This is a genomic window from Sulfitobacter aestuariivivens, from assembly GCF_014763045.1.
In the GTDB taxonomy this organism is placed as follows: Bacteria; Pseudomonadota; Alphaproteobacteria; order Rhodobacterales; family Rhodobacteraceae; genus Sulfitobacter; species Sulfitobacter aestuariivivens.
Genome location: NZ_JACTAG010000001.1, coordinates 1772353 through 1793765 on the forward strand (window position 1 = coordinate 1772353; position 21413 = coordinate 1793765).

Below are 21413 nucleotides of genomic sequence, written 5' to 3' on the forward strand. Positions count from 1 at the left end.
TCAGAGGAACTCACCGGATGCCTGGGATTGAATTTCTACTCTTTCGGAGCAGCCGCAGGACCGGACGAAACCTGCCCGCCTGTCGCGCCTGCATTGCCGCCCCAGCCACCCTTCAAGCCGGCAGCAACCGATGCATCGCCTCTGTCGGCACCGCCGCCATTTGAAACGTCAGTTGCCATATCTCTGCCTTTGCCTCCGCCTTGGCCATTATTCGCCGCCGAATGACCCTCTGCAAAAGCCGATGTTGCCAAAGCCAGCGAAGCCACGGTCGATGCTACTAAGATCTTCATGTTTTAGTTCTCCCTTGTTTAAGTAAGCCTAGTACGGGCGGGGCCGGGCTTTGGATCACAACCAGACGAACTTTCATGTGATGCTAAATGACAAAGCATCGCTTCCTCCACAAATCCGGCATCCAGAAAAATCTGGGAGCAAGATTTTGTTAGATTGGAATTCCGCACAGCGCTTGCACCCGTAGCGCTGCTACAGCGCAACGACGGCACTCTGCCGCAGCCTGCAAACTGACGTACCCAAGGCAAATCAAATCAAGAAAACGCACACGCCCACTGCAATCTCCCCGGCAAACCCGCTCAAATCCCACAACAGCTAATTTTTGTGATCACAGCTTTTTCGCGTGTGATCACAAATGTCGCTTTCCGCTGGAAATGAATCCGATTGTGCGAAAGTGTCGCAGGTAAGCAAAGACTCACCCGCTCCCTACCTTGCGGGCGTCGCCAACAACAGCGGGACCGAACTGTCATGAACATTCACGAATACCAGGCCAAAGCCCTTTTGCGCAGCTTCGGGGCGCCTGTCTCTGACGGACGTGTCGTGCTCAAGGCCGAAGATGCCAAATCCGCGGCGGGCGAAATGGACGGGCCTCTCTGGGTCGTCAAGGCGCAGATCCACGCAGGCGGTCGCGGCAAGGGCAAGTTTAAAGAAGCAGACGCCGGTGACGCAGGCGGCGTGCGCCTTGCCAAATCGGTCGAGGAAGCAGCAACAGAGGCCAAGCGCATGCTGGGCCGCACGTTGGTCACCCACCAGACCGGGCCCGTGGGCAAGCAGGTCAACCGCATCTACATCGAAGACGGTTCGGGCATCGAAACGGAAATGTACCTCGCCCTGCTGGTCGACCGCCAGACCTCGCGCGTGGGCTTTGTCTGCTCGACCGAGGGCGGCATGGACATCGAAGAGGTCGCGGCCAAGACGCCCGAAAAGATCCTGAACTTCGCCGTCGACCCCGCCACCGGCTACCAACCATTCCATGGCCGCCGCATCGCCTTTTCGCTGGGGCTGCAGGGCAAGGCGGTCAAGCAGTGCGTGGCGCTAATGGGCACGCTTTACAAAGCCTTCGTCGAAAAAGACATGGAGATGCTCGAAATCAATCCGCTGATTGTCACCGACAGCGGCGACCTCAAGGTGCTCGACGCCAAGATTAGCTTTGATGGCAATGCGGTCTACCGCCACGCCGATATCGCAGAATTGCGCGATACCACCGAAGAGGATTCCAAGGAACTGGAGGCGTCCAAATACGACCTGAACTATATCGCTCTGGACGGCGAAATCGGCTGCATGGTCAACGGCGCGGGCCTCGCGATGGCCACAATGGACATCATCAAACTTTACGGCGCCGAACCTGCCAACTTCCTGGATGTGGGCGGCGGTGCGACCAAGGAGAAGGTGACCGAAGCCTTCAAGATCATCACCTCTGATCCCAACGTCAAAGGCATCCTTGTCAACATCTTTGGCGGCATCATGCGCTGCGACGTTATCGCCGAAGGTGTGGTTGCTGCGGTCAAAGAGGTGGGCCTCAAGGTGCCGCTGGTGGTCCGTCTTGAGGGCACCAAGGTGCAGGAAGGCAAGGACATCATCAACAATTCCGACGTGGACGTGATCGCGGCGGATGACCTCAAGGACGGCGCGCAAAAGATCGTGAAGGCTGTTAAGGGGTGAGGATGCGCGCCCTCCGAACCTTGCTGACCGTCGCCTTTACCGTGATGGCGACCGGCGCTCTGGCGGCGAATCTGACTTCTGGAGTTCAGGACGCCACGCAGTTCTGCCTTGGCTATCTGCAGACAGGGCAGGCGTCAGACGCGTTGCTCCGCAAGGGGTTCACGCAAAAGCGGAAGGGTTTCGAAAAATCCTTTGGCCGCGACCTGCTTCTGGGCCGCAAGAACAACGTTCATGTCAGCCTGCGCAACGGGGGTGGTATGTTGGAATGTCACGTGAAAGTCGGCAGTGGCGGCGTCAAGGCTTTGAACGGCTTTCTGCGCACCGCGCAGGAAACCGTTCTGGCGCAGGGGTTTCGTCGAGCGCAAATGACCGACAGCCGTGGCCGACAGGTCGATGTGCTGCAGAAGTCCGGCGTTGCGGTGACGGTTTCGGCCAAAAGTACAAGCGCAACCGGCAGCATCAGTTCGCTGCTGGTCTTCAAGCGGGCAGGTTAGCGTGCCAGCCGGGTGCGCATCAGATGTCGTCCCAAGGGCCAAGGGAGATCCGCATGGTGCGTCCTGAAGTGCTTTTCCTGCTTGCCGCAAGCACGGCTATGGCCGATCCGCAGCCGGCCATCGCCAGCTTCAACCAATGGTGCTTCAAGGCAGGCCAAACGGCCGCTCAGATCGAAAGCAACATCCAATCTGCTCTCACCGAACCTGCGACATTCACCCTGACCTTCTGGGACGACAGCCTTGAGCCGCGCCCTATAGATGCGCCCAAGGGTGTAGAGCGCCGCTGCAGTATCGAGTTTGACGGCGATCACACAACGCTGGCCATAGACGCGCTGCGACAGCAGATGGCGACCCCTCCGACATTCGGCACACCGATCCCTCTGCCAGACACGCACCATGTCGGGGACGCGACGGCCCTCATCGAAGGCCGGGAGTTGCTGCGCGGTCGCGTGGCCGTTGTTGAAGTCGGCACCCGTGCAAACGGCACGCGCACTTTCATGAGCGTAGACCGCCTTTATGACGGACTTGGGCTGCCAGAGAAGGGATGAAGGACATGACCGCATATCGCGCCTGTCCGAATTGCGACGGCACAACGGCCCGCCCGCTGCCCGACTATTCGCCTGATGGCTGGGCACTGGGTCAGTGCGACACCTGCGATCTGGTCTATCTGCGCAATCCCCCCGCCTATGAGGCGCTGAAAGAGGATTTCGCTTGGGAAAAAACCTACGAGGCCAAGAAAGCCAGGACCAAAGGCTCGACCCCCCTCTCCCCCTATGTCCGCAAGGTGCGCGTGGCGCTGGGCATGTCCCGCGACAAGACCCAAAGCTTTCGAAAATGGTTCAGGGATGGCCACGTTCTGGATATCGGGTGCGGCCATGGCGACAGGATCACCCCGCCCATGACCCCCTACGGGATCGAGCTTTCGACCGAACTGCACAGAATTGCCGACAAACGCATGCGCGCAGCGGGTGGGTTTTGCCTGCATGGCGCCGGTGCCGAAGCAATTTGGGACTTTGAAGCTGGCATGTTCGACGGGATCGTCATGAACTCTTATCTTGAGCACGAAGTGGACGCGATGGGCGTTCTGAAAGGCGCACATCGGGCGCTCAAGCCCCACGGCGGCGTGTTCATCCGCGTACCGAATTACGGCTCTCTCAATCGCCGCGTCATCGGGCCGACATGGTGCGGCTTTCGCTACCCCGATCACGTCAATTACTTCACGCTCGACACGCTGACGAACCTCGCAATGCGCGCCGGTTTCACCACCCAACTGATCAATCGGATCACCCGTCCGGTCGACGATAATATCTCGGTCCTGCTGCGCAAGGCGGCACCGTAATGCGACATAAGGAAAGGCAGATGCCCCCACTCTCCTCCAGAAACCGCGTCACCGCCCTGTTGTGCGGCGCTCTGCTGATGTCCGCCTGCGCCTCTGACAGCACAAAATACGAGGTGCGCAAAGGCCCCCAGGCCATCCACCCCGCCACCCTTGCACCGGGCTATAGCCCCTGTGGCACGCCGGGCCAGGCGGCCTGCATCCCCTCACAACCGGGCGACGGCTCGGTACCGATCATCGATTAACGGGCACAGACTACAGCGCCCCCTCTCAAACGCACGTCAAAGGAAACCACATGGCCGTACTCGTAGATGAAAACACCCGCGTGATCTGTCAGGGCCTCACCGGCTCTCAGGGCACCTTCCACACCGAACAGGCCATCGCCTATGGCACCAAGATGGTCGGCGGCGTCACACCGGGCAAAGGCGGCCAGACCCACCTCGACCTGCCGATCTACAACTCCGTGCATGAGGCGATGCACCAGACGCAAGCCAATGCCTCTGTCATTTACGTGCCGCCCCCGTTTGCAGCTGATTCCATTCTCGAGGCGATCGACGCCGAAATGCCCCTCATCGTCTGCATCACCGAAGGCATTCCGGTGCTCGACATGATGCGCGTAAAACGCGCGCTCGAAGGGTCAAAATCGCGCCTCGTCGGCCCGAACTGCCCCGGCGTGATCACGCCTGACGCCTGCAAGATGGGCATCATGCCCGGCTCGATCCATAAACGCGGCAGCTGCGGTGTGGTCTCCCGCTCCGGCACACTGACCTATGAGGCGGTCAAACAGACCTCCGACATGGGCTACGGCCAGTCTTCGGCCATCGGCATCGGTGGCGATCCGATCAAAGGCACCGAACACATCGATGTGCTTGAGATGTTTCTTGCCGATGATGAAACAGAAAGCATCATCATGATCGGCGAAATCGGCGGCTCAGCGGAAGAGGACGCCGCACAGTTCCTCGCGGACGAACGCAAGGCAGGCCGCTGGAAGCCCACCGCAGGCTTTATCGCAGGCCGCACCGCCCCTCCGGGCCGCCGCATGGGCCACGCAGGCGCCATTGTCGCGGGCGGCAAGGGCGGCGCCGAGGACAAAATCGATGCCATGCGCGAAGCGGGCATCGTGGTGGCGGATAGCCCGGCGACGCTGGGCGAGGCGGTCAAAGAAGCGATCGAAAAAGGCTGAGAGCACACAGGCACCGCGACCACATCAGTCCGCAGCACCAAGAGAGTATCCCCCTATGACCATGGATTTCACTACCGCCGTCAGAACATGCCTCACGCAAAAATACGCGACCTTTCAGGGGCGCGCCTCGCGTCCCGAATACTGGTGGTTCATTCTGGCGGTCGTGATCGGCTCCTTTGTGGCGCTGCTTCTTGGTCCCCTCTCGATCCTCTTCACACTGGCCGTGCTCTGCCCGGCTCTCGCCGTGGGATTCCGCCGTCTGCAGGATACCGGCAGACCCGGCTGGTGGATTGTGTTCCCCGCAGGGCTTGGCCTGATCAATTCACTGATCGCGCCCGACATGCCCGACGACGCTGCCATTGCCGCCGGGCAATTCCCCAGCACCGGGTCGGTCCTTTTGTCCGGATTGATCGGCATTGTCGGCCTTGTCGTCTCGCTCGTCTTCCTGTGGTGGCTCACGCGCCCCTCTGATCCTGAAACCAACCAGTACGGGCCGCCCCCGGCGTCCGTTTCTGACTAATCGTCCCGCCCTCGTTGAAAGGTGCTGTCATGACCAAACAAGAAGCCAACGACCAATTCCACGCCTCCTCGTTTATGGAAGGTGAGAACGCCGACTACCTAGAACAGATGTATGCCCGGTACGCCAACGACCCCAGTGCGGTGGACGAAGCCTGGCGCGCGTTCTTCAAGGGCATGGGCGACGAAGGCGACACCGCTAAGGCCGAGGCCGAGGGCCCAAGCTGGGCGCGCCGTGACTGGCCGCCAACCCCCGACAGCGAGGTCATGGGCGCGCTGACCGGTATCTGGCCCGCACCCGAGGAAGAAAAAGCCGCAGGCGACAAGATCAAGGCTAAGGCCGCTGAAAAGGGCGTGGACGTCTCGGACGAACAGGTCCGCCAGGCCGTGCTCGACAGTATCCGCGCGCTGATGCTGATCCGCGCCTACCGCATCCGGGGCCATCTGGTGGCCGATCTGGACCCACTGGGCATGCGCCAGATGACGCCACATCCGGAACTTGACCCCAAATCCTATGGCTTCACCGACAAGGACATGGACCGCCCGATCTTCATCGACAACGTGCTGGGGCTTGAGGTCGCGACGCTCAACGAAATTCTCGCCATCGTGAAACGCACCTACTGCGGCACCTTCGCGCTGCAGTACATGCACATCTCCAATCCCAACGAAGCGGGCTGGCTGAAGGAACGCATCGAAGGGATCGGCAAAGAGATCGAGTTCACCAAGAACGGGCGCAAAGCGATCCTGGGTGCCCTGATCGAGGCCGAGGGGTTCGAAAAATTCCTGCACGTCAAATATATGGGCACCAAACGCTTTGGCCTTGATGGCGGCGAAAGCCTTGTTCCCGCCATGGAGCAGATCATCAAGCGCGGCGGCCAGCTGGGCGTCAAGGACATCGTGATCGGCATGCCGCATCGGGGCCGTCTGTCGGTTCTCGCCAACGTCATGCAAAAACCCTACAAGGCGATCTTCAACGAATTCCAGGGCGGCAGCTTCAAGCCCGAAGACGTGGACGGCTCTGGCGATGTGAAATACCACCTTGGCGCCTCCTCGGACCGCGAATTTGATGGCAATACCGTGCATCTTTCGCTCACCGCGAACCCCTCGCACCTTGAGGCGGTGAACCCCGTGGTTCTAGGCAAGGCGCGCGCCAAGCAAGATCAGGTCTACGACGAAGATCGCTCCGCCGTGGTCCCCATCCTGCTGCACGGCGACGCCGCCTTTGCCGGACAGGGCGTGGTGGCGGAATGCTTTGCGCTCTCGGGCCTGCGCGGTCACAAGACCGGCGGCACAATGCATATCGTGGTCAACAACCAGATCGGGTTTACCACAGCACCGCATTTCTCCCGCTCGTCCCCCTACCCCACCGACAACGCTCTGGTGGTCGAGGCACCCATCTTCCACGTCAATGGCGACGACCCCGAAGCGGTGGTACACGCCGCGCGCGTGGCCACTGAATTCCGCCAGAAATTCCACAAGGACGTTGTCATCGACATCTTCTGCTATCGCCGTTTCGGCCATAACGAAGGCGATGAGCCGATGTTCACGAACCCTCTGATGTACAAGAAGATCAAGGGCCACAAGACCACCCTCAGCCTCTACGCCGACCGCCTTGTCAAAGACGGCCTGGTCCCCGAGGGCGAGATTGAGGACATGAAGGCTGATTTCCAAAAGCGCATGAATGACGAATTCGAGGCCGGCAAGGATTACCGCCCGAACAAGGCCGACTGGCTGGACGGCAAATGGTCTCACCTAGACAAGCAGAAAGAGAAATACCAGCGCGGCAAGACCGCCATCAAGAAAGAAACCTTCAACGATGTAGGCAAGGCGCTGACCACCGCACCGGATGACTTTCCGCTGCACAAAACCGTGGGTCGCCTGCTCGAAACCAAAGCAAAGATGTTCGACAGCGGCGAAAGCTTTGACTGGGCCACTGCTGAGGCACTGGCGTTCGGCTCCCTGCTGACCGAAGGCTACAAGGTGCGTCTTGCCGGACAGGACAGCACACGCGGCACCTTCAGCCAGCGTCACTCGGGACTGATCAATCAGGAAACCGAAGAACGGTACTACCCGCTGAACCACATTCGCGAAGGACAGGCACAATACGAGGTCATCGACTCGATGCTCTCGGAATACGCGGTTCTGGGTTTCGAATACGGCTATTCGCTGGCCGAACCCAACGCGCTGGTCATGTGGGAAGCACAGTTTGGCGATTTCGCCAATGGCGCGCAGATCATGTTCGACCAGTTCATCAGCTCGGGCGAAAGCAAATGGCTGCGCATGTCAGGCCTCGTCTGTCTGCTGCCCCACGGCTACGAAGGGCAAGGTCCCGAACACTCCTCCGCCCGGCTGGAACGCTTCCTGACCATGTGCGGCGGCGACAACTGGATCGTGGCAAACTGCACCACGCCCGCCAACTACTTCCACATCCTGCGCCGCCAGATGCACCGGACGTACCGGAAACCGCTGATGCTGATGACGCCCAAATCGCTCCTGCGCCACAAGATGGCGGTCAGCACGGCCAAGGAATTCACCACCGGCAGCAGCTTCCACCGCGTGCTCTGGGACGATGCCCAGCAGGGCAACTCTGACACCGAACTGGTGGCCGACAACAAGATCAAGCGCGTGGTGATGTGTTCGGGCAAGGTCTATTATGACCTGCTGGAAGAACGCGACGCACGCGGGATCGACGACATCTATCTGATGCGGTTCGAACAGTTCTACCCCTTCCCCGCCCAATCGGCGGTCAAGGAACTTGAGCGGTTCAAGAACGCCGACATGGTCTGGTGTCAGGAAGAACCCAAAAACCAGGGTGCGTGGTCCTTCATTGAACCGAACCTCGAATGGGTCCTGACCCGGATCAAGGCAAAACACTCCAGACCCACCTACGCAGGCCGGGCCGCCGCGGCCTCGCCCGCCACAGGTCTGGCCTCCGCCCACAAGCAACAACAAGCAGCCCTCGTCGACGACGCGCTGACACTCAAAGGAAAGTAACCCATGACCGAAGTACGCGTGCCCACACTGGGCGAATCCGTGACCGAAGCCACTGTTGCCACCTGGTTCAAGAAACCCGGCGACATCGTCGCGGTCGATGAAATGCTCTGCGAACTGGAAACCGACAAGGTCACCGTCGAAGTGCCCTCGCCCGTTGCAGGCACCCTGTCGGACATTGTCGCCGCCGAAGGGGATACCGTCGGTGTCGATGCGCTGCTCGCCAATATCTCCGAAGGGGACGCAGGTAATGCCGACGCCCCCAAAGGCAAGGAAGCCGCCGAAGACCCCGATGCCGCCAGTGGGGCCGCGCGCAATGCAGCGGATGGCGACGTGACCACCGAAAAGGAAGGCGACGACAAGAGCGAAGGCGCAACCATCGTCGACGTCATGGTGCCCACACTGGGCGAAAGCGTGACAGAGGCCACCGTCAGCACCTGGTTCAAAAAGGTCGGCGACAGCGTGGCGCAGGACGAAATGCTCTGCGAACTGGAAACCGACAAGGTCAGCGTCGAGGTCCCCGCACCCGCCGCCGGTAAGCTCACCAAGATCCTCGCCGAAGAAGGCAGCACAGTCGAGGCCGGCGGCAAGCTGGCCGAGCTTGCCAGCGGCGACGGCGCCGCCGCCGCAGCCACCGCGCAGGAAGCGGCACCTGCCCCCGCCGCTGCACCATCGGGCAGTGGCAAGGACGTCGAAGACGCCCCCTCCGCCAAGAAGGCCATGGCCGAGGCAGGCATCAAAAGCGGCGATGTCGAAGGGTCAGGCCGTGATGGCCGCGTAATGAAGGAAGACGTCGCCAAAGCGGTGGCGGCCGCGTCTTCTAAGGCACCAGAAGCCAGCGCCGCCCCGCGCGCGCCCTCGGCACCCGATGACGAAAGCCGCGAAGAACGGGTGCGCATGACCCGGCTCAAGCAAACCATGGCCCGCCGCCTTAAGGAAGCGCAGAACACCGCCGCGATCCTGACCACCTTCAACGAGGTCGACATGACCGAGGTCATGGAAATCCGGAACACCTACAAGGCAGACTTTGAGAAAAAGCACGGCGTGCGCATGGGCTTCATGTCCTTCTTCACCAAGGCGTGCTGCCATGCCCTGAAGGAAATCCCAGAGGTCAACGCAGAGATCGACGGCACTGATGTGATCTACAAAAACTACGTGCACATGGGGGTTGCCGCTGGCACACCCACGGGCCTTGTGGTGCCGGTGATCCGCGATGTGGACACGATGTCATTCGCAGGCATCGAAAAAGCGATCGGAGAGATGGGCCGCAAGGCACGTGACGGCAAACTGACCATGGCCGACATGACGGGCGGCACCTTCACGATCTCAAACGGGGGGGTCTACGGCTCGCTGATGACCGCGCCGATCCTGAACCCGCCGCAGTCTGGGATCCTTGGCATGGCCAAGATCCAGGACCGCGCCATGGTAATCGGCGGCGAAATCGTGATCCGGCCCATGATGTATATCTCGCTCAGCTACGACCACCGCATCATCGATGGCAAAGGCGCGGTCACGTTCCTGGTCCGCGTGAAAGAAATGCTGGAGGATCCCCGCCGGTTGCTGATGGATTTGTGAGGTGGCGGCGGGGAAAACCCGCCGGCCCCACGCCCACTTTGGCCAGCTGATAACCGTAGGGCGGGGTTCACCCCGCCCCCCCACTACCAAAGGTGCCTGACATATGACCGAAACGACAATCCTCGCCCTTTATGGCCTTCTTGTCCTGCTCACAATTATGCTGCAGGTCCTCGGCTCCCTCCAGTCCCTCTCGATGGGTTACCTGCTGTCCTCACGCGATGAACCCCGCGAGGTGGGCCGCATGACCGCGCGCATGAACCGTGCGCTGGACAATTCCATCGTGGCGCTTGCCCTGTTCGCCCCTGCGATCCTGCTGCTCGTGGTGCTGGAACGTACCTCCGCGACGACCCTCATGGTCGCGCAGGTCTTTTTGCTTGCCCGCATCATCTACCTGCCGGTCTACGCCCTTGGCGTGCCCGCGATCCGCACACTGGCGTGGCTGGCGGGGTTTGCGGCCACGGCAGTGCTCTACCTGCTCGCCTTGTAAGACGGCTTTGGTCCCCTCGATAAGAAAGTACTGACATGCAACTCATCAGCCACTATTTCGTGACCGACTTTGCGCCCTGGAAAGCCGCCTTTGACGCAGACGCGGAATCGCGCAGTCAGGCCGGTTTGACGGTCCTGCAGATCTGGCGCGATGCGGACAGCACGGAACACGCCTTTGTCCTCTGCGAGGTTAACGACCGCGCCCGCGCAGAGGACTGGACCAAACGCACCGATGCACTGTCCTCGGATGATGGCGGCACCGTAACCCGCGCCTCTCACTTTTTCATCGAAACCGCATGAGCGCGGAACTCACAACGCTCACGCTCGCCTCCGTGCTGCAGGTTTTCCAGTTCGTCGTTTATGCGACCCTGGCAAACCGCGAACTGGGCCCCGGGTTTACCATGTCGCCCCGCGACCGCCCGCCCTCGCGCGAGATGTCGACACGTACGGCGCGCCTGGGTCGGGCTTATGAAAACCACATCGAATGGCTGCTGCTTTTTGCGATTGCCGTCGGCGTGACGGAACTCAGCGGGCAGAACTCTGCGCTGACCGCCATCTGCGCGTGGATCTATCTGGCTGCCCGCATCCTTTACGTGCCCGCCTATGCGCTGGGCTGGCGGCCCTGGCGGTCTGTGATCTGGGCTGTCGGGTTCCTCGCGACCACGATGATGCTGCTCGCGGCCCTTGTCTGATCGGCTTGCACCCCTGGGCCTGCCCCCCTAGGCTGCGGCGGAAATACCGACGTGATACCGACATAATACCGACGTGATACAGACGCGCCAAAATCACCCAAAGGAGACCTCCCATGTCCAGCTATGATGTCATCGTGATCGGCTCCGGCCCGGGCGGCTACGTGGCCGCAATCCGCTGCGCGCAACTGGGGCTGAGTGTGGCCTGTGTCGAAGGCCGCGAGACGCTTGGCGGCACTTGCCTGAACGTGGGCTGCATCCCCTCCAAGGCATTGCTGCACGCGTCGCACATGTTGCACGAAGCCGAGCACAATTTCGCCGACATGGGCCTCAAGGGGAAAAGTCCGTCGGTCGACTGGAAACAGATGCTCGCCTACAAGGACAGCACCATCGAAACCAACACCAAGGGCATCGAATTTCTGTTCAAAAAGAACAAGATAGACTGGCTAAAGGGCTGGGGCTCCATCCCTGAGGCGGGCAAGGTCAAGGTCGGCGACGACGTCCATGACGCCAAGAACATCATCATCGCCACGGGCTCTGAGCCGTCGTCTCTGCCGGGGGTCGAGGTCGACGAAAAAACCGTCGTCACCTCAACCGGCGCGCTGGAACTTGGTAAGGTGCCGCGCACCATGGTGGTGATCGGCGCAGGCGTGATCGGGCTGGAACTGGGCAGCGTCTATGCGCGCCTCGGCACCGAAGTGACCGTGATCGAATACCTCGATGCCATTACCCCCGGCATGGACCCCGAAGTGCAAAAAACCTTCCAGCGCATGCTGAAAAAACAAGGTCTGAAGTTCATCATGGGCGCGGCTGTTCAGGGCACCGAGGCATTGAAAACAAAGGCAAAAGTAACCTACAAGCTGCGCAAGGACGACAGCGAGGAAACCCTCGACGCCGACGTCGTGCTTGTGGCGACCGGTCGCAAACCCTACCACGACGGGCTGGGACTGGACGCGCTTGGGATCGAAGTGAGCAAACGCGGACAGATCGCCGTGAATGACCACTGGGAAACCTCGGTCAAAGGCATCTACGCCATTGGGGACGCCATCGACGGCCCCATGCTGGCCCACAAGGCCGAAGACGAAGGCATGGCCGCTGCCGCCACAATCGCCGGCCAGCACGGCCACGTGAACTACGGCGTCATCCCCGGCGTCATCTACACCCACCCCGAAGTCGCCAACGTCGGCGAAACCGAGGCCACCCTCAAAGAAGCCGGGCGTGCCTACAAGGTTGGCAAGTTTTCCTTCATGGGCAACGCCCGCGCCAAGGCCGTGCACGCAGGTGATGGCTTCGTGAAAATCCTGGCCGACAAGGAAACCGACCGCATCCTGGGCTGCCATATCATCGGTCCCGGCGCGGGCGATCTTATTCACGAAGTCTGCGTGGCCATGGAATTCGGCGCTTCTGCCGAGGACCTTGCGATGACCTGCCATGCCCACCCCACCTATTCCGAGGCGGTCCGCGAAGCGGCGCTGGCCTGCGGGGACGGCGCCATTCACATGTAGCGCATGCGCGACCTTATCCCATTTGATCAGCTGTCGCGCAGTCTGGCGCCCTTTACGGACCCCAACTTCAAACTGGCTGTCCTGTCGGAACTGATCGAAGCACGTGTTCTGGATTTCGGCGATTTTCAGCAGTTTCTGCAATTCATTGAAGGGCAGGACTATGACGACAAGGTGGGGGGCCATGCCCCCTCGGCCCGCGCCTATGATTATCTGGGCCGTTACCCGCTCCAACAGCGCCATCTCGACGCCCTGACATTTATGGAGCTCGACGGCGGGCTTGTGATCTATGACTACGTCTGGCCGTACTGGGACGGCCAAAGCCGCATCTTCGACGTGAGCGTGCTTGATGATGTGCGGCTGCTGCCGAACCTTGAACGCCTCAACGTGACATCGATGCTGGCGGGCACTGACCTCAAACCCCTGCGCACCGCCCGCAAACTGGAACGGGTGACATTGGGGCGGATCGGCACATGGCAGAACCTTGACGCGCTGCTGGGCCTGCCGCGTCTGACCCATCTTTCGCTTTTCAAGTCAAACCTCAGATCACGGTTTCGCAACCCGGTGCTGCAAGCCCTCAGAGACAAGGGGGTAAATGTTACGATCCTTCGCTGATCACCCAGCCGGCAAGACAGGGTCGGCGCCTGTATCAACGACAGGGTATTGAGTTTAGTTGGAAAGATGAAAAGAAGGTCCCTACTTCATCTTTCCAAATAAACTCACTGTCCGCACCGCCGAACCAGGCGCAGCGGGCCCAGGTTTACCACATCGTTTTCTTGGCCCGCGCACCCCAGGCGTTATCATAAGGCGCGCCGCCTTCTTGGCCGCTGGTCATCTCGGCCAGGATCTCTCCGACACTGGGCAGATCGCCGCTTTCGTCAACGCCAGCCCACGTGCCTGCGCGCATCAGGGCCCGCGCGCATTGAGAGTAGATTTCACCAATAGTGATCACAATTACCGTAGCAGGCTGACGCCCCTTCTTTTCAAACCGCGCGCGCAACGCGGCATCGTCGGTCAGCACCGCATGCCCGTTTACGCGCACCACATTGTTGGATCCTGGCACCAGAAACATCAAAGACATCCGTCCGTCTTCAACGATATTGCGCAGCGAATCCAATCTGTTGTTGCCCCGCCAGTCGGGCATCGCCAGCGTCTTGGGGTCCAGCTCAGCGATGACCGGGCCGTCATCGCCGCGCGGACTGCCGTCAGTACCATTAGCCCCGACTGTGCTGAGCACGCATAGTTTGGATGCCATGATCCATTTGCGATAAAGCGGCGTCATCTGGTGTGCGACCTTACGCAGCGCAGGCGCGCCGGGGGTGCCATATAGTGCCTCAAGCGCGGCGATATCGGCAATCTTACGCAAGTTGCTGCCAGCCAGCTTCGACAAGTAACGCATCAGACCGCGTCTCAATCTGTTCCTGCAATTGGGTGATGAAAGCCTCTTTGTTCAGCCCTGGTTCAATCGGGTCCAGGAATTCCACCACAGCCACGCCCGGCCTGCGATACAGCCCCCGCCGGGGCCAGAAGTAACCCGCATTTGTGGCGACAGGGATACAAGGCTGCGCCAACTGGTCATAGAGCACTGCAGTGCCAACCTTGTAAGGCACATGTTTGCCCGGCGCGACGCGCGTCCCTTGCGGATAGATCACGATCTGCCCCGGCTCCACCTTGCCGGCGTTCACGTCATCCAGCATCTGTGCGATCGCCTTGCCACGCTTGCCCCGATTGACCGCGATCATCTGCATTCGCTTGGTGTACTGCCCGATGACGGGCATCCACAGGATTTCCCGCTTCATGATGAACTTGGCCCGCGGCAGCGCTTCGAAAATCATCATGATATCGAGGAAAGATTGATGCTTGGCCGCGATCAACACCTCGCCGTGTGGCACGTCGCCCCGCACCTCACAGCGCAGACCAATCAGCCAGCGGGCCGTCCACATGCACCAGCGCGCGTAGCTCCGGCACGCCGTGTAGGCCCCGGTTTTGGAGAACATGGCCCAGGGCGCAAAGGCCAACCCGATGATCGGCATCGCAACAATTGCCTGCACAATGTAGAGGATCGACCGAACCCATTGCAGCATTATGTCAACTCCTTCAACCTGCGCCGCGCGGCTGTGCCCGTGGCAAAGAATGCCACAGCCCCTGACAGCAATGGCACCACCAACGGCACCAGCCAATGCCAACCCTGAAAGCCAAGACCTGTCAGGAAAGTGCCCGCCTCGCCGGCATCAGGCAACAAGACCACGGCAAGAACCCCAAGCATCATGCCCGCCGCCGCCCCGAAGAGGGCCCGCAAGGTAAAGCGACGGATAAACGCCTGTGCGATGTAATCGTCGGTCGCCCCCACAAGGCGCAGCACTGTGATAACCTGCGCATTGGCCGCCAATGCCGCGTGGGCCGCGAGGGTAATCATCGCCGCGACAGCCGCAGTGATCAGCACGATCGAAATCCACCCCAAGAGCCGCAAACGTGCCGCCGCCCTCACGAGGGGCGCACGCCAGCGGGCGTGATCATCCAGCACCGCACCCGGCACCTCTGCCGCAAGGCGCAACCGCAGGCCTGCGGGGTCCAATCCGTCCTGGGTCTCGATCACCTCAATCAGGCGCGGCACCGGCAAGGCATCCAGCGCCAGATCAGGGCCAAACCACGGGGCCAGCAACGCCTGTTGTTCCTCATCCGACAGCGCGCGGGCCGAGGCCACCCCACGCGTTGTCTCCAGAATGCGCAATGCAGCATCCGTCTGTGCCGCACGCTGGTCCAGCGGTGCCACGATCCGGATCGTCGCGGACCGCGCCAGTTCTTCGCCCCAGCGGTCGGCCAGACGGCCCGCCGCCAGCGATAAAGCCAGCGCAAACACCGCCAGAAAGGCCATCGCTCCGGCTGCGAAAAGGGTCAGTTGCGCTGTAAATCCAGAGGGCGGCACGACACGATCCGCCTGCCGATCCCCGACAAAAACGCCCCTGAGACTGGCAAGAAAACCCTTCACAGGTCCGCCCCCGCCAGTTGGATACGCCGGTTGGAAATGCGCAGCACGCGGGCCTGCACATGGGCTTTGGTCGCCCGGATCAACCCCAGATCATGCGTGGCGATCAAAACGGTTTTTCCCATTTTATTCAGTTCTATCAAAAGCCTGAGCAGCCGCTGCGACATCTCCCAGTCGACATTACCGGTAGGCTCATCGGCCAGCACCACATCCGGCGACATGATGACCGCCCGTGCCAGAGCCGCGCGCTGGCGCTCTCCGCCTGACAACTCCGGCGGCAGCGCGTCCGCGCGGTTGGTCAGACCGACCCAATTCATCAATTCATCCAGATCACCGCCCGCTGCGTCCTCCGCCCGGCCAGAGACGGTAAGCGGCAGGCTGATGTTGTCAGACACCGCCAGATGGTCCAGAAATTTGACATCCTGATGCACCACCCCGACCCGGCGGCGCACAATTGCGATGTCATCACGGTCCAGTCCCCGCACATCTGCGCCAAACAGGCGCACATAGCCCGCCGTGGGCAACAACGCGCCGTAACACAGCTTCATCAGCGTGGTTTTGCCGGCACCAGATGGGCCGGTAAGAAAATGGAAAGATCCCGGTGCCAGTTTCAGCGAAACTTCAGAAAGCAACTCGCCACCGCCATAGCTGTACGCCACATTTTCCAGCTCGATCACGATCGCACCCTTCTTAACGGGCCTGTTGTGCCTCAGCACCGCTTGGGATTCAATGCACCACTTATCGCCCTCGCCCTCAGATAGCACTTTTCCTGTATGCAAACACGACATATGGTATTCCGTAACGAGCAAAGAACCCCGGTGCAGCGAGAAAAATCATGCGGCTGACCTGTCCTAACTGCGATGCACAATACGAGGTGCCGGATGAGGTGATGCCGGTGTCAGGCCGGGATGTGCAGTGTTCCAACTGTGGGCAGACGTGGTTTCAACATCACCCTGACCACATGCCCGCCGAAGACGACCAGCCACCAGAGCCGCCCGACACCCCGGTTGATGATGACCCCGGGCCAGAGCAGGACTCTGCATCGGAGCAAGAGCCAGACGAAAGCTCTGAGCAGGAAGATAAGGCGCCCGAACTACCGTCCGAAGGCCCCACCCGACGTGAGCTTGACCCGGCGGTGGCCAATATTCTGCAACAAGAAGCTGAAACCGAACAGCAAGCGCGGAAAAAGGCGGCCTCAGACCCGCTTGAAAGCCAGCCGGATCTGGGGTTACCCGATACCGACGAGGCCGACACGCCGCCAACCGAAGAACAGGAGCGGCGCACCGCCGAGGCGCGTCAGCGCATGGCCCGCATGCGCGGAGAGCCTGAACCGATGTCAGATGCCGCTGTCACGGCCGCCGCAATCTCGTCGCGTCGTGATCTTTTGCCGGACATCGAGGAAATCAATTCAACCCTGCGCAGCGAAAGCGAGCGCGGCAGCGGGCCTGACGGACAGGCCGGCTTTGATGCGCCAAGCGAAGTAAAACGCAGATCGGGCTTCCGGCGCGGATTTCTACTGATGATCCTGCTCTTTGTGCTGCTGTCGCTGCTCTATATTTATGCGCCGCGGCTGTCCCAATCCGTGCCACAACTCGACGGGTTGCTGACATCCTACGTTGCCTGGGTCGATCAACTGCGGCTTTGGCTCGATGCTCAGATCCAGGGTCTTGCCCAATGGCTTGATGCAAAAGCGTCAGAATCAGGCGGTTAAGGCAAGATCCCCTGCATCCTGCCGGGCTCTCAGAACCGCTCAAGCAACCGATTGAGGTAATCACGCTCGATCTCAGGACGCGCGGCCTCGCCCGACCGGCGGCGAATTTCGTCCAGTAACTCGCGCGCCCGATCCGATGCATCCGGCCCCATCGCAAGCGGCGCATCGGTGCTTTCCGCACCCTGTCCGCCCTGCTCGCGGCCCAGAGGGTCACGCGTGTTTGCCCGACGGTCGGATTCCTGTGCGCCCTGACCCGGCTGACGTTCCCGCTCTTGCTGGGCCATTGCCTCGCCCAGCGACCGCATGCCCTCCCTCAGCGCTTCCATGGCCTGCGCCTGATTGTCTATGGCATCTGCCAGGTCACGGTTGCGCAGGGCCTCTTCGGCGTCGTCCATTGCGCGGCCTGCACGGTCCAGCGCATCGCGCGCCGCGTCGCCCTCTGCGGTCCCTTGCCCCGGCAACCGGCCCTGCTGGCGGCGTAGTTCATCACGCAGCGCCTGCTGACGGTCTGCCAATCCCTGTTCCATGCCACCTGCGCCGTCCTCACCGCGTTCTGCCTGCTGGTTGCCCTGACCGGGTTGCTGTTGCTCTCCGTTCCCATCGCCCTGACCATTCTGGCCCTCATGGCTTTGCCCGCGTCCCTCACCACCATTGCGCCCTTCATTGCCCTGGTTTTCACCTGCCTGCGCATTGGGATTGAACTGTTCCTGCAGATCGCGGAAAGCCTGATCGCTCAGACCCTGCTGTTCGCGCAGCGTTTCTGCCAGATCATCCATCGACTGCTGACCCGGATTATTGCCACCCTGACCTTGCTGGCCCTGCGTGACGCGCATGTTCTCCATCATTTCCTGCAGCTGGCGCAGCGCCTCTTCGGCCTCAGCCATACGGCCCTGCTCCATCAGTTCCTGAATGCGGTCCATCATGCGTTGCAGGTCATCCTGCGTCATCTGCATGCTTTCGCCGCCCTGTGGTTGTCCATTCTGCTCATTCTGCTGCGCCTGCTGGCGGCTCAACTGGTTGAGGTATTCCTCAGTCGCGCGGCGCAATTCGTCCATCAGCTCCGCAATTTCTTCCTTGGAAGCGCCATTCTTGATCGCCTCATTAAGACGGTCCTGCGCCCGGCGCATCCGCTCCAGCGCGTCGGCCAGAACGCCCTCTTCCAGCTCAATCGCCAGATCCCACATATCATCGGCCAGCTTTTGCTGCACCTCGTCACCCACACCATAGCGCGCGTGGATTTCCAGCCGCTTGATCACGTCGCGCAAGCGCAGCGCAGTGGTTTGTGACCGGAACAGATCATCCGGCAAATTGGATACCGCCCGCAGCACCTGCGCCGTGCGGGGCGCATTGGCGCGCGCCCACAAAAGATCACGCCGCATCTCGATCACCGACGCTGCCGTCGGATCAAAGAACCGCCGACCCGGCAGGACCAGATCGGACGGATCCGTCATTGTCTGCTGCTCTGCCGCGTCCAGAACCGACAGGCTGATCGTGACCGGCAGATTTGCCCAAGGGTGTTCCGAGAAGTTCTCGATCAGGTTTTCCTGAAATTCGGCCCGGCTGCCGGAAATCGGCATCGGCAAAGGCACGACAATGTCCTCGCGCGGCTCAGGATCAAGGGCTAAACCGTAGCGCCTGTCAACCGAAGCCAGATCAAGCGTGATCCGCGCCTCGCCGGCCTCGACGCCGTAGTCATCCGTGGCCGCGAAGGGCAGCCGTGTCTCACCCAATGCAGAAACTTCGGGATCACCCAGCCGCTCTACCTGCGGTGCAGTATCGGCCAGAACAGTCACATCCCAGACACGCCCACCCGGGCCCTGCACGGCGATCTGCCCTGTCTCCAGCACCGTGAAATCCTGAACCGGATCTGCTTGAGGCGCCGCTTCACCTTCGGCCACCTGCTGTGCCGGGCGTCCCGAAACGCTTTCTTCCAGTGTCAGTGCGCCCACTTCACCATAGAAGCGCACGGTAATCAGCGTCCCCTTGGGCAGGTCCAGCGGCCCTTCCGCAAGATCATTGAGGTAGAGCGTCGGTTTTCCGGTATAGCGTGGCGGCTCCGCCCAGCCTTCCCAAACCGGGCCAGAGGCCAGCGCCGTGCCACCCGGCGCCATGTCGGCCACGGATCCCACGCGCCAGATCGACCCGAAAATCAGAGCCACCGCAAAAAACAGCACCGCCACAAATCGTAGCGCATAAGGATCTCGGCGCGACACCCGCAGATCCCCCGGCACCGCCTGCGCCTGTGCAGCCCGGTCCGCCATGCGCGCCTTGTGCGCACGCCACACTGCGATAGAGGCGGTATCGTCATCGCCAATGGCCTGATCATCCAGCAGCGCCTGAATGGGCCGCCCCGGCATGCTTTCATCCAGCCTGGCCATCGCCGCATCACGGGTCGGCACCCGAAAGTGCCGCGCCGCATAGTAAAGCGCACCAAGACCGGCCAGACCGGTCACAACCATCGCAACCCAGACCACCTCAACCAGCACCGAATCCTGCACGCCCAGCATCAGGGCGGCCAGGACGATCAGACAGACAGTCATCAGCGGCCAGAACGCCTGCACCACCTGTTCTGCCAGCATCCCGCCCCACGTAAGCCGCACAGGCCAGCGCAGCCCCGTCATGGTGCGTCGCAGATCATTGGGCGTGAAAGAGGCCATCGGCACATCCTGTCTCAGGGCGTCAGGGCGACATGCCCCTACAACCATTCAGGGATGGTATCTCTTTTTATCATTTCGTCAAAGGTCGGCCGTGCGCGGATAACCGCGAATTGATCACCCTTCACTAGTACCTCTGGAACAAGGGGCCGCGAATTATATTCGCTAGACATTACAGCACCATAGGCCCCGGCAGAACGAAACGCGACCAGATCGCCCGCGCGCAGGGGCGGCATCAGGCGCTGCTTGGCAAAGGTATCACCGGATTCGCAAACAGGGCCCACGATGTCGATGGGCTGCGGCTCGACCCCCGGCGCAGGCTCCAGCACGGAAATTATATCATGATAGGCATCATACATCGCGGGTCGAATAAGATCGTTCATCGCGCCGTCCAGAATGAGGAAATCGCGCCCTTCGCCCGACTTGACATAAATCACCTCGGACACCATCAGCCCGGCATTGCCCGCAATCAGCCGCCCCGGCTCGATCTCGATCTCACAGCCCAGATGGCCCAGCGTTTCCTTCACCAGTTTGCCGTAATCCGTGGGCAAGGGGGGGGCCTCGTTCGAACGCGCATAGGGTATGCCAAGACCACCGCCCAGATCCAGCCGCGTGATCTGATGCCCATCCGCGCGCAGCACCTCGGTCAATTCCGCCACCTTCTGATAGGCCAGGCGGTACGGCTCAAGCTCCGTCAGCTGAGAGCCTATATGCACGTCTATGCCAATCACCCGAAGCCCCGGCATTTCTGCCGCCAGGCGATATACCTCGCGCGCCCGCGCAATGGGAATGCCGAACTTGTTTTCTGATTTACCGGTCGCGATCTTGGCGTGTGTCTTGGCATCCACATCCGGATTGACCCGGATTGTGATCGGCGCGACCACACCCAGATCCCGCGCAACAGCATCCAGCACGGCCATCTCGGGCTCGCTTTCGACGTTGAACTGCCGAATGCCCCCTTCAAGCGCCAGCCGGATCTCTTCGCGCGTCTTGCCGACGCCCGAAAACACAATCCGATCCCCCGGCACACCTGCCGCCTTGGCGCGCAGGTACTCCCCACCCGATACCACATCCATCCCCGCGCCAGCCTGCGCCAACGTTTGCAAGACCGCCTGATTGGAATTCGCTTTCATCGCGTAGCAGACAAGGTGATCGAGCCCCTCAAGCGCCTCATCAAACAACCGGAAATGCCGCAGCAGCGTGGCGGTGGAATAGACGTAGAACGGCGTGCCCACCGAAGCCGCAATCTCGGCCACTGCGACATCCTCGGCAAACAGCCTGCCGTCTCGATAAAGAAAATGGTCCATGTTCTTTTTCTGGCTCTAATATTCCCCGCCGGA

The 21413-nt window shown here is 61.1% G+C and carries 22 protein-coding genes; 15 read left to right on the forward strand and 7 right to left on the reverse strand.

From position 1 onward, the window contains the following. Positions 1-35: 35 nt before the first annotated feature. A complete protein-coding gene (locus tag H9Q16_RS20525) occupies positions 36-179 on the reverse strand; it encodes a hypothetical protein (protein ID WP_216859316.1) in 144 nt (47 codons plus the stop codon). A 577-nt stretch (positions 180-756) separates the two neighbouring features. On the opposite strand from H9Q16_RS20525, the gene sucC reads away from it, so the two are divergent. The 14 genes from sucC to H9Q16_RS08835 all read left to right on the forward strand — a co-directional run bounded on the left by sucC (position 757) and on the right by H9Q16_RS08835 (position 13337). Next, positions 757-1950 carry an ADP-forming succinate--CoA ligase subunit beta gene (gene sucC / locus H9Q16_RS08770; protein WP_191074926.1) on the forward strand — a complete coding sequence of 398 codons (1194 nt, stop codon included), beginning with the start codon at positions 757-759 and terminating at the stop codon, positions 1948-1950. 2 nt (positions 1951-1952) lie between these two features. Beyond that, positions 1953-2444 carry a hypothetical protein gene (locus H9Q16_RS08775; RefSeq protein WP_191074927.1) on the forward strand — a complete coding sequence of 164 codons (492 nt, stop codon included), beginning with the start codon at positions 1953-1955 and terminating at the stop codon, positions 2442-2444. A gap of 53 nt (positions 2445-2497) precedes the next feature. After that, the gene (locus H9Q16_RS08780; RefSeq protein WP_191074928.1) at positions 2498-2992 is read left to right on the forward strand and encodes a hypothetical protein; all 495 of its coding nucleotides are present in this window, start codon (positions 2498-2500) and stop codon (positions 2990-2992) included. Between the two features lie 5 nt (positions 2993-2997). Further along, positions 2998-3783, forward strand: a complete 786-nt coding sequence (locus H9Q16_RS08785; protein ID WP_191074929.1) for a class I SAM-dependent methyltransferase — start codon at positions 2998-3000, stop codon at positions 3781-3783. A gap of 20 nt (positions 3784-3803) precedes the next feature. Then, positions 3804-4025 (forward strand): hypothetical protein, encoded by a 222-nt coding sequence (locus tag H9Q16_RS08790; RefSeq protein WP_191074930.1) that lies wholly within the window; start codon positions 3804-3806, stop codon positions 4023-4025. A gap of 50 nt (positions 4026-4075) precedes the next feature. Next, positions 4076-4963 carry a succinate--CoA ligase subunit alpha gene (gene sucD / locus H9Q16_RS08795; protein WP_191074931.1) on the forward strand — a complete coding sequence of 296 codons (888 nt, stop codon included), beginning with the start codon at positions 4076-4078 and terminating at the stop codon, positions 4961-4963. 61 nt (positions 4964-5024) lie between these two features. Continuing rightward, complete coding sequence (locus H9Q16_RS08800) at positions 5025-5483, forward strand: DUF805 domain-containing protein (protein ID WP_191074932.1); 459 nt, start codon at positions 5025-5027, stop codon at positions 5481-5483. 29 nt (positions 5484-5512) lie between these two features. Then, positions 5513-8473 carry a 2-oxoglutarate dehydrogenase E1 component gene (locus H9Q16_RS08805; RefSeq protein WP_191074933.1) on the forward strand — a complete coding sequence of 987 codons (2961 nt, stop codon included), beginning with the start codon at positions 5513-5515 and terminating at the stop codon, positions 8471-8473. 3 nt (positions 8474-8476) lie between these two features. Next, complete coding sequence (gene odhB, locus H9Q16_RS08810; RefSeq protein ID WP_191074934.1) at positions 8477-10045, forward strand: 2-oxoglutarate dehydrogenase complex dihydrolipoyllysine-residue succinyltransferase; 1569 nt, start codon at positions 8477-8479, stop codon at positions 10043-10045. 103 nt (positions 10046-10148) lie between these two features. Continuing rightward, a complete protein-coding gene (locus tag H9Q16_RS08815; RefSeq protein ID WP_191074935.1) occupies positions 10149-10532 on the forward strand; it encodes an MAPEG family protein in 384 nt (127 codons plus the stop codon). Positions 10533-10567: 35 nt separating this feature from the next. Next, positions 10568-10831, forward strand: coding sequence for a hypothetical protein (locus H9Q16_RS08820; protein WP_191074936.1), 264 nt, complete (start codon positions 10568-10570; stop codon positions 10829-10831). Continuing rightward, positions 10828-11223, forward strand: coding sequence for an MAPEG family protein (locus H9Q16_RS08825; RefSeq protein WP_191074937.1), 396 nt, complete (start codon positions 10828-10830; stop codon positions 11221-11223). Before H9Q16_RS08820 ends, H9Q16_RS08825 begins: the two co-directional genes overlap by 4 nt. 113 nt (positions 11224-11336) lie before the next feature. Continuing rightward, a complete protein-coding gene (gene lpdA, locus H9Q16_RS08830) occupies positions 11337-12725 on the forward strand; it encodes a dihydrolipoyl dehydrogenase (protein ID WP_191074938.1) in 1389 nt (462 codons plus the stop codon). 3 nt (positions 12726-12728) lie between these two features. Next, the gene (locus H9Q16_RS08835; RefSeq protein ID WP_191074939.1) at positions 12729-13337 is read left to right on the forward strand and encodes a DUF6892 domain-containing protein; all 609 of its coding nucleotides are present in this window, start codon (positions 12729-12731) and stop codon (positions 13335-13337) included. Positions 13338-13482: 145 nt separating this feature from the next. Here the strand turns inward: H9Q16_RS08835 and H9Q16_RS08840 are convergent, their stop codons facing one another. The 4 genes from H9Q16_RS08840 to H9Q16_RS08855 are packed head-to-tail and all read right to left on the reverse strand — an operon-like array spanning position 13483 to position 16385. After that, a complete protein-coding gene (locus H9Q16_RS08840; protein ID WP_191074940.1) occupies positions 13483-14121 on the reverse strand; it encodes a pyridoxamine 5'-phosphate oxidase family protein in 639 nt (212 codons plus the stop codon). After that, positions 14081-14806 (reverse strand): lysophospholipid acyltransferase family protein, encoded by a 726-nt coding sequence (locus tag H9Q16_RS08845; RefSeq protein ID WP_191074941.1) that lies wholly within the window; start codon positions 14804-14806, stop codon positions 14081-14083. The genes H9Q16_RS08840 and H9Q16_RS08845 overlap by 41 nt, the downstream gene beginning before the upstream one ends. Beyond that, positions 14806-15711, reverse strand: coding sequence for an FtsX-like permease family protein (locus tag H9Q16_RS08850; RefSeq protein ID WP_191074942.1), 906 nt, complete (start codon positions 15709-15711; stop codon positions 14806-14808). Before H9Q16_RS08850 ends, H9Q16_RS08845 begins: the two co-directional genes overlap by 1 nt. After that, positions 15708-16385 carry an ATP-binding cassette domain-containing protein gene (locus tag H9Q16_RS08855; protein WP_191074943.1) on the reverse strand — a complete coding sequence of 226 codons (678 nt, stop codon included), beginning with the start codon at positions 16383-16385 and terminating at the stop codon, positions 15708-15710. Before H9Q16_RS08855 ends, H9Q16_RS08850 begins: the two co-directional genes overlap by 4 nt. Positions 16386-16543: 158 nt before the next feature. Between H9Q16_RS08855 and H9Q16_RS08860 the strand changes: the two genes are divergently transcribed. Then, on the forward strand, positions 16544-17419 hold the full coding sequence (locus tag H9Q16_RS08860; RefSeq protein ID WP_191074944.1) for a zinc-ribbon domain-containing protein: 876 nt from the start codon (positions 16544-16546) through the stop codon (positions 17417-17419). A 29-nt stretch (positions 17420-17448) separates the two neighbouring features. Here the strand turns inward: H9Q16_RS08860 and H9Q16_RS08865 are convergent, their stop codons facing one another. Continuing rightward, positions 17449-20076 (reverse strand): TIGR02302 family protein, encoded by a 2628-nt coding sequence (locus H9Q16_RS08865; protein ID WP_191074945.1) that lies wholly within the window; start codon positions 20074-20076, stop codon positions 17449-17451. Positions 20077-20114: 38 nt separating this feature from the next. Continuing rightward, a complete protein-coding gene (lysA, locus tag H9Q16_RS08870; RefSeq protein WP_191074946.1) occupies positions 20115-21380 on the reverse strand; it encodes a diaminopimelate decarboxylase in 1266 nt (421 codons plus the stop codon). Positions 21381-21413: the final 33 nt, after the last annotated feature.

Coding starts and splice junctions, on each gene's coding strand:
- H9Q16_RS08840 (WP_191074940.1), bottom strand. CDS start 14,121: ATGCGTTACTTGTCGAAGCTGGCTGGCAGCAACTTGCGTAAGATTGCC.
- sucD (WP_191074931.1), top strand. CDS start 4,076: ATGGCCGTACTCGTAGATGAAAACACCCGCGTGATCTGTCAGGGCCTC.
- H9Q16_RS08820 (WP_191074936.1), top strand. CDS start 10,568: ATGCAACTCATCAGCCACTATTTCGTGACCGACTTTGCGCCCTGGAAA.
- lysA (WP_191074946.1), bottom strand. CDS start 21,380: ATGGACCATTTTCTTTATCGAGACGGCAGGCTGTTTGCCGAGGATGTC.
- H9Q16_RS08825 (WP_191074937.1), top strand. CDS start 10,828: ATGAGCGCGGAACTCACAACGCTCACGCTCGCCTCCGTGCTGCAGGTT.
- H9Q16_RS20525 (WP_216859316.1), bottom strand. CDS start 179: ATGGCAACTGACGTTTCAAATGGCGGCGGTGCCGACAGAGGCGATGCA.
- H9Q16_RS08805 (WP_191074933.1), top strand. CDS start 5,513: ATGACCAAACAAGAAGCCAACGACCAATTCCACGCCTCCTCGTTTATG.
- H9Q16_RS08865 (WP_191074945.1), bottom strand. CDS start 20,076: ATGGCCTCTTTCACGCCCAATGATCTGCGACGCACCATGACGGGGCTG.
- H9Q16_RS08860 (WP_191074944.1), top strand. CDS start 16,544: ATGCGGCTGACCTGTCCTAACTGCGATGCACAATACGAGGTGCCGGAT.
- sucC (WP_191074926.1), top strand. CDS start 757: ATGAACATTCACGAATACCAGGCCAAAGCCCTTTTGCGCAGCTTCGGG.
- H9Q16_RS08800 (WP_191074932.1), top strand. CDS start 5,025: ATGGATTTCACTACCGCCGTCAGAACATGCCTCACGCAAAAATACGCG.
- H9Q16_RS08775 (WP_191074927.1), top strand. CDS start 1,953: ATGCGCGCCCTCCGAACCTTGCTGACCGTCGCCTTTACCGTGATGGCG.
- H9Q16_RS08835 (WP_191074939.1), top strand. CDS start 12,729: ATGCGCGACCTTATCCCATTTGATCAGCTGTCGCGCAGTCTGGCGCCC.
- lpdA (WP_191074938.1), top strand. CDS start 11,337: ATGTCCAGCTATGATGTCATCGTGATCGGCTCCGGCCCGGGCGGCTAC.
- H9Q16_RS08785 (WP_191074929.1), top strand. CDS start 2,998: ATGACCGCATATCGCGCCTGTCCGAATTGCGACGGCACAACGGCCCGC.
- H9Q16_RS08780 (WP_191074928.1), top strand. CDS start 2,498: ATGGTGCGTCCTGAAGTGCTTTTCCTGCTTGCCGCAAGCACGGCTATG.
- odhB (WP_191074934.1), top strand. CDS start 8,477: ATGACCGAAGTACGCGTGCCCACACTGGGCGAATCCGTGACCGAAGCC.
- H9Q16_RS08845 (WP_191074941.1), bottom strand. CDS start 14,806: ATGCTGCAATGGGTTCGGTCGATCCTCTACATTGTGCAGGCAATTGTT.
- H9Q16_RS08815 (WP_191074935.1), top strand. CDS start 10,149: ATGACCGAAACGACAATCCTCGCCCTTTATGGCCTTCTTGTCCTGCTC.
- H9Q16_RS08790 (WP_191074930.1), top strand. CDS start 3,804: ATGCCCCCACTCTCCTCCAGAAACCGCGTCACCGCCCTGTTGTGCGGC.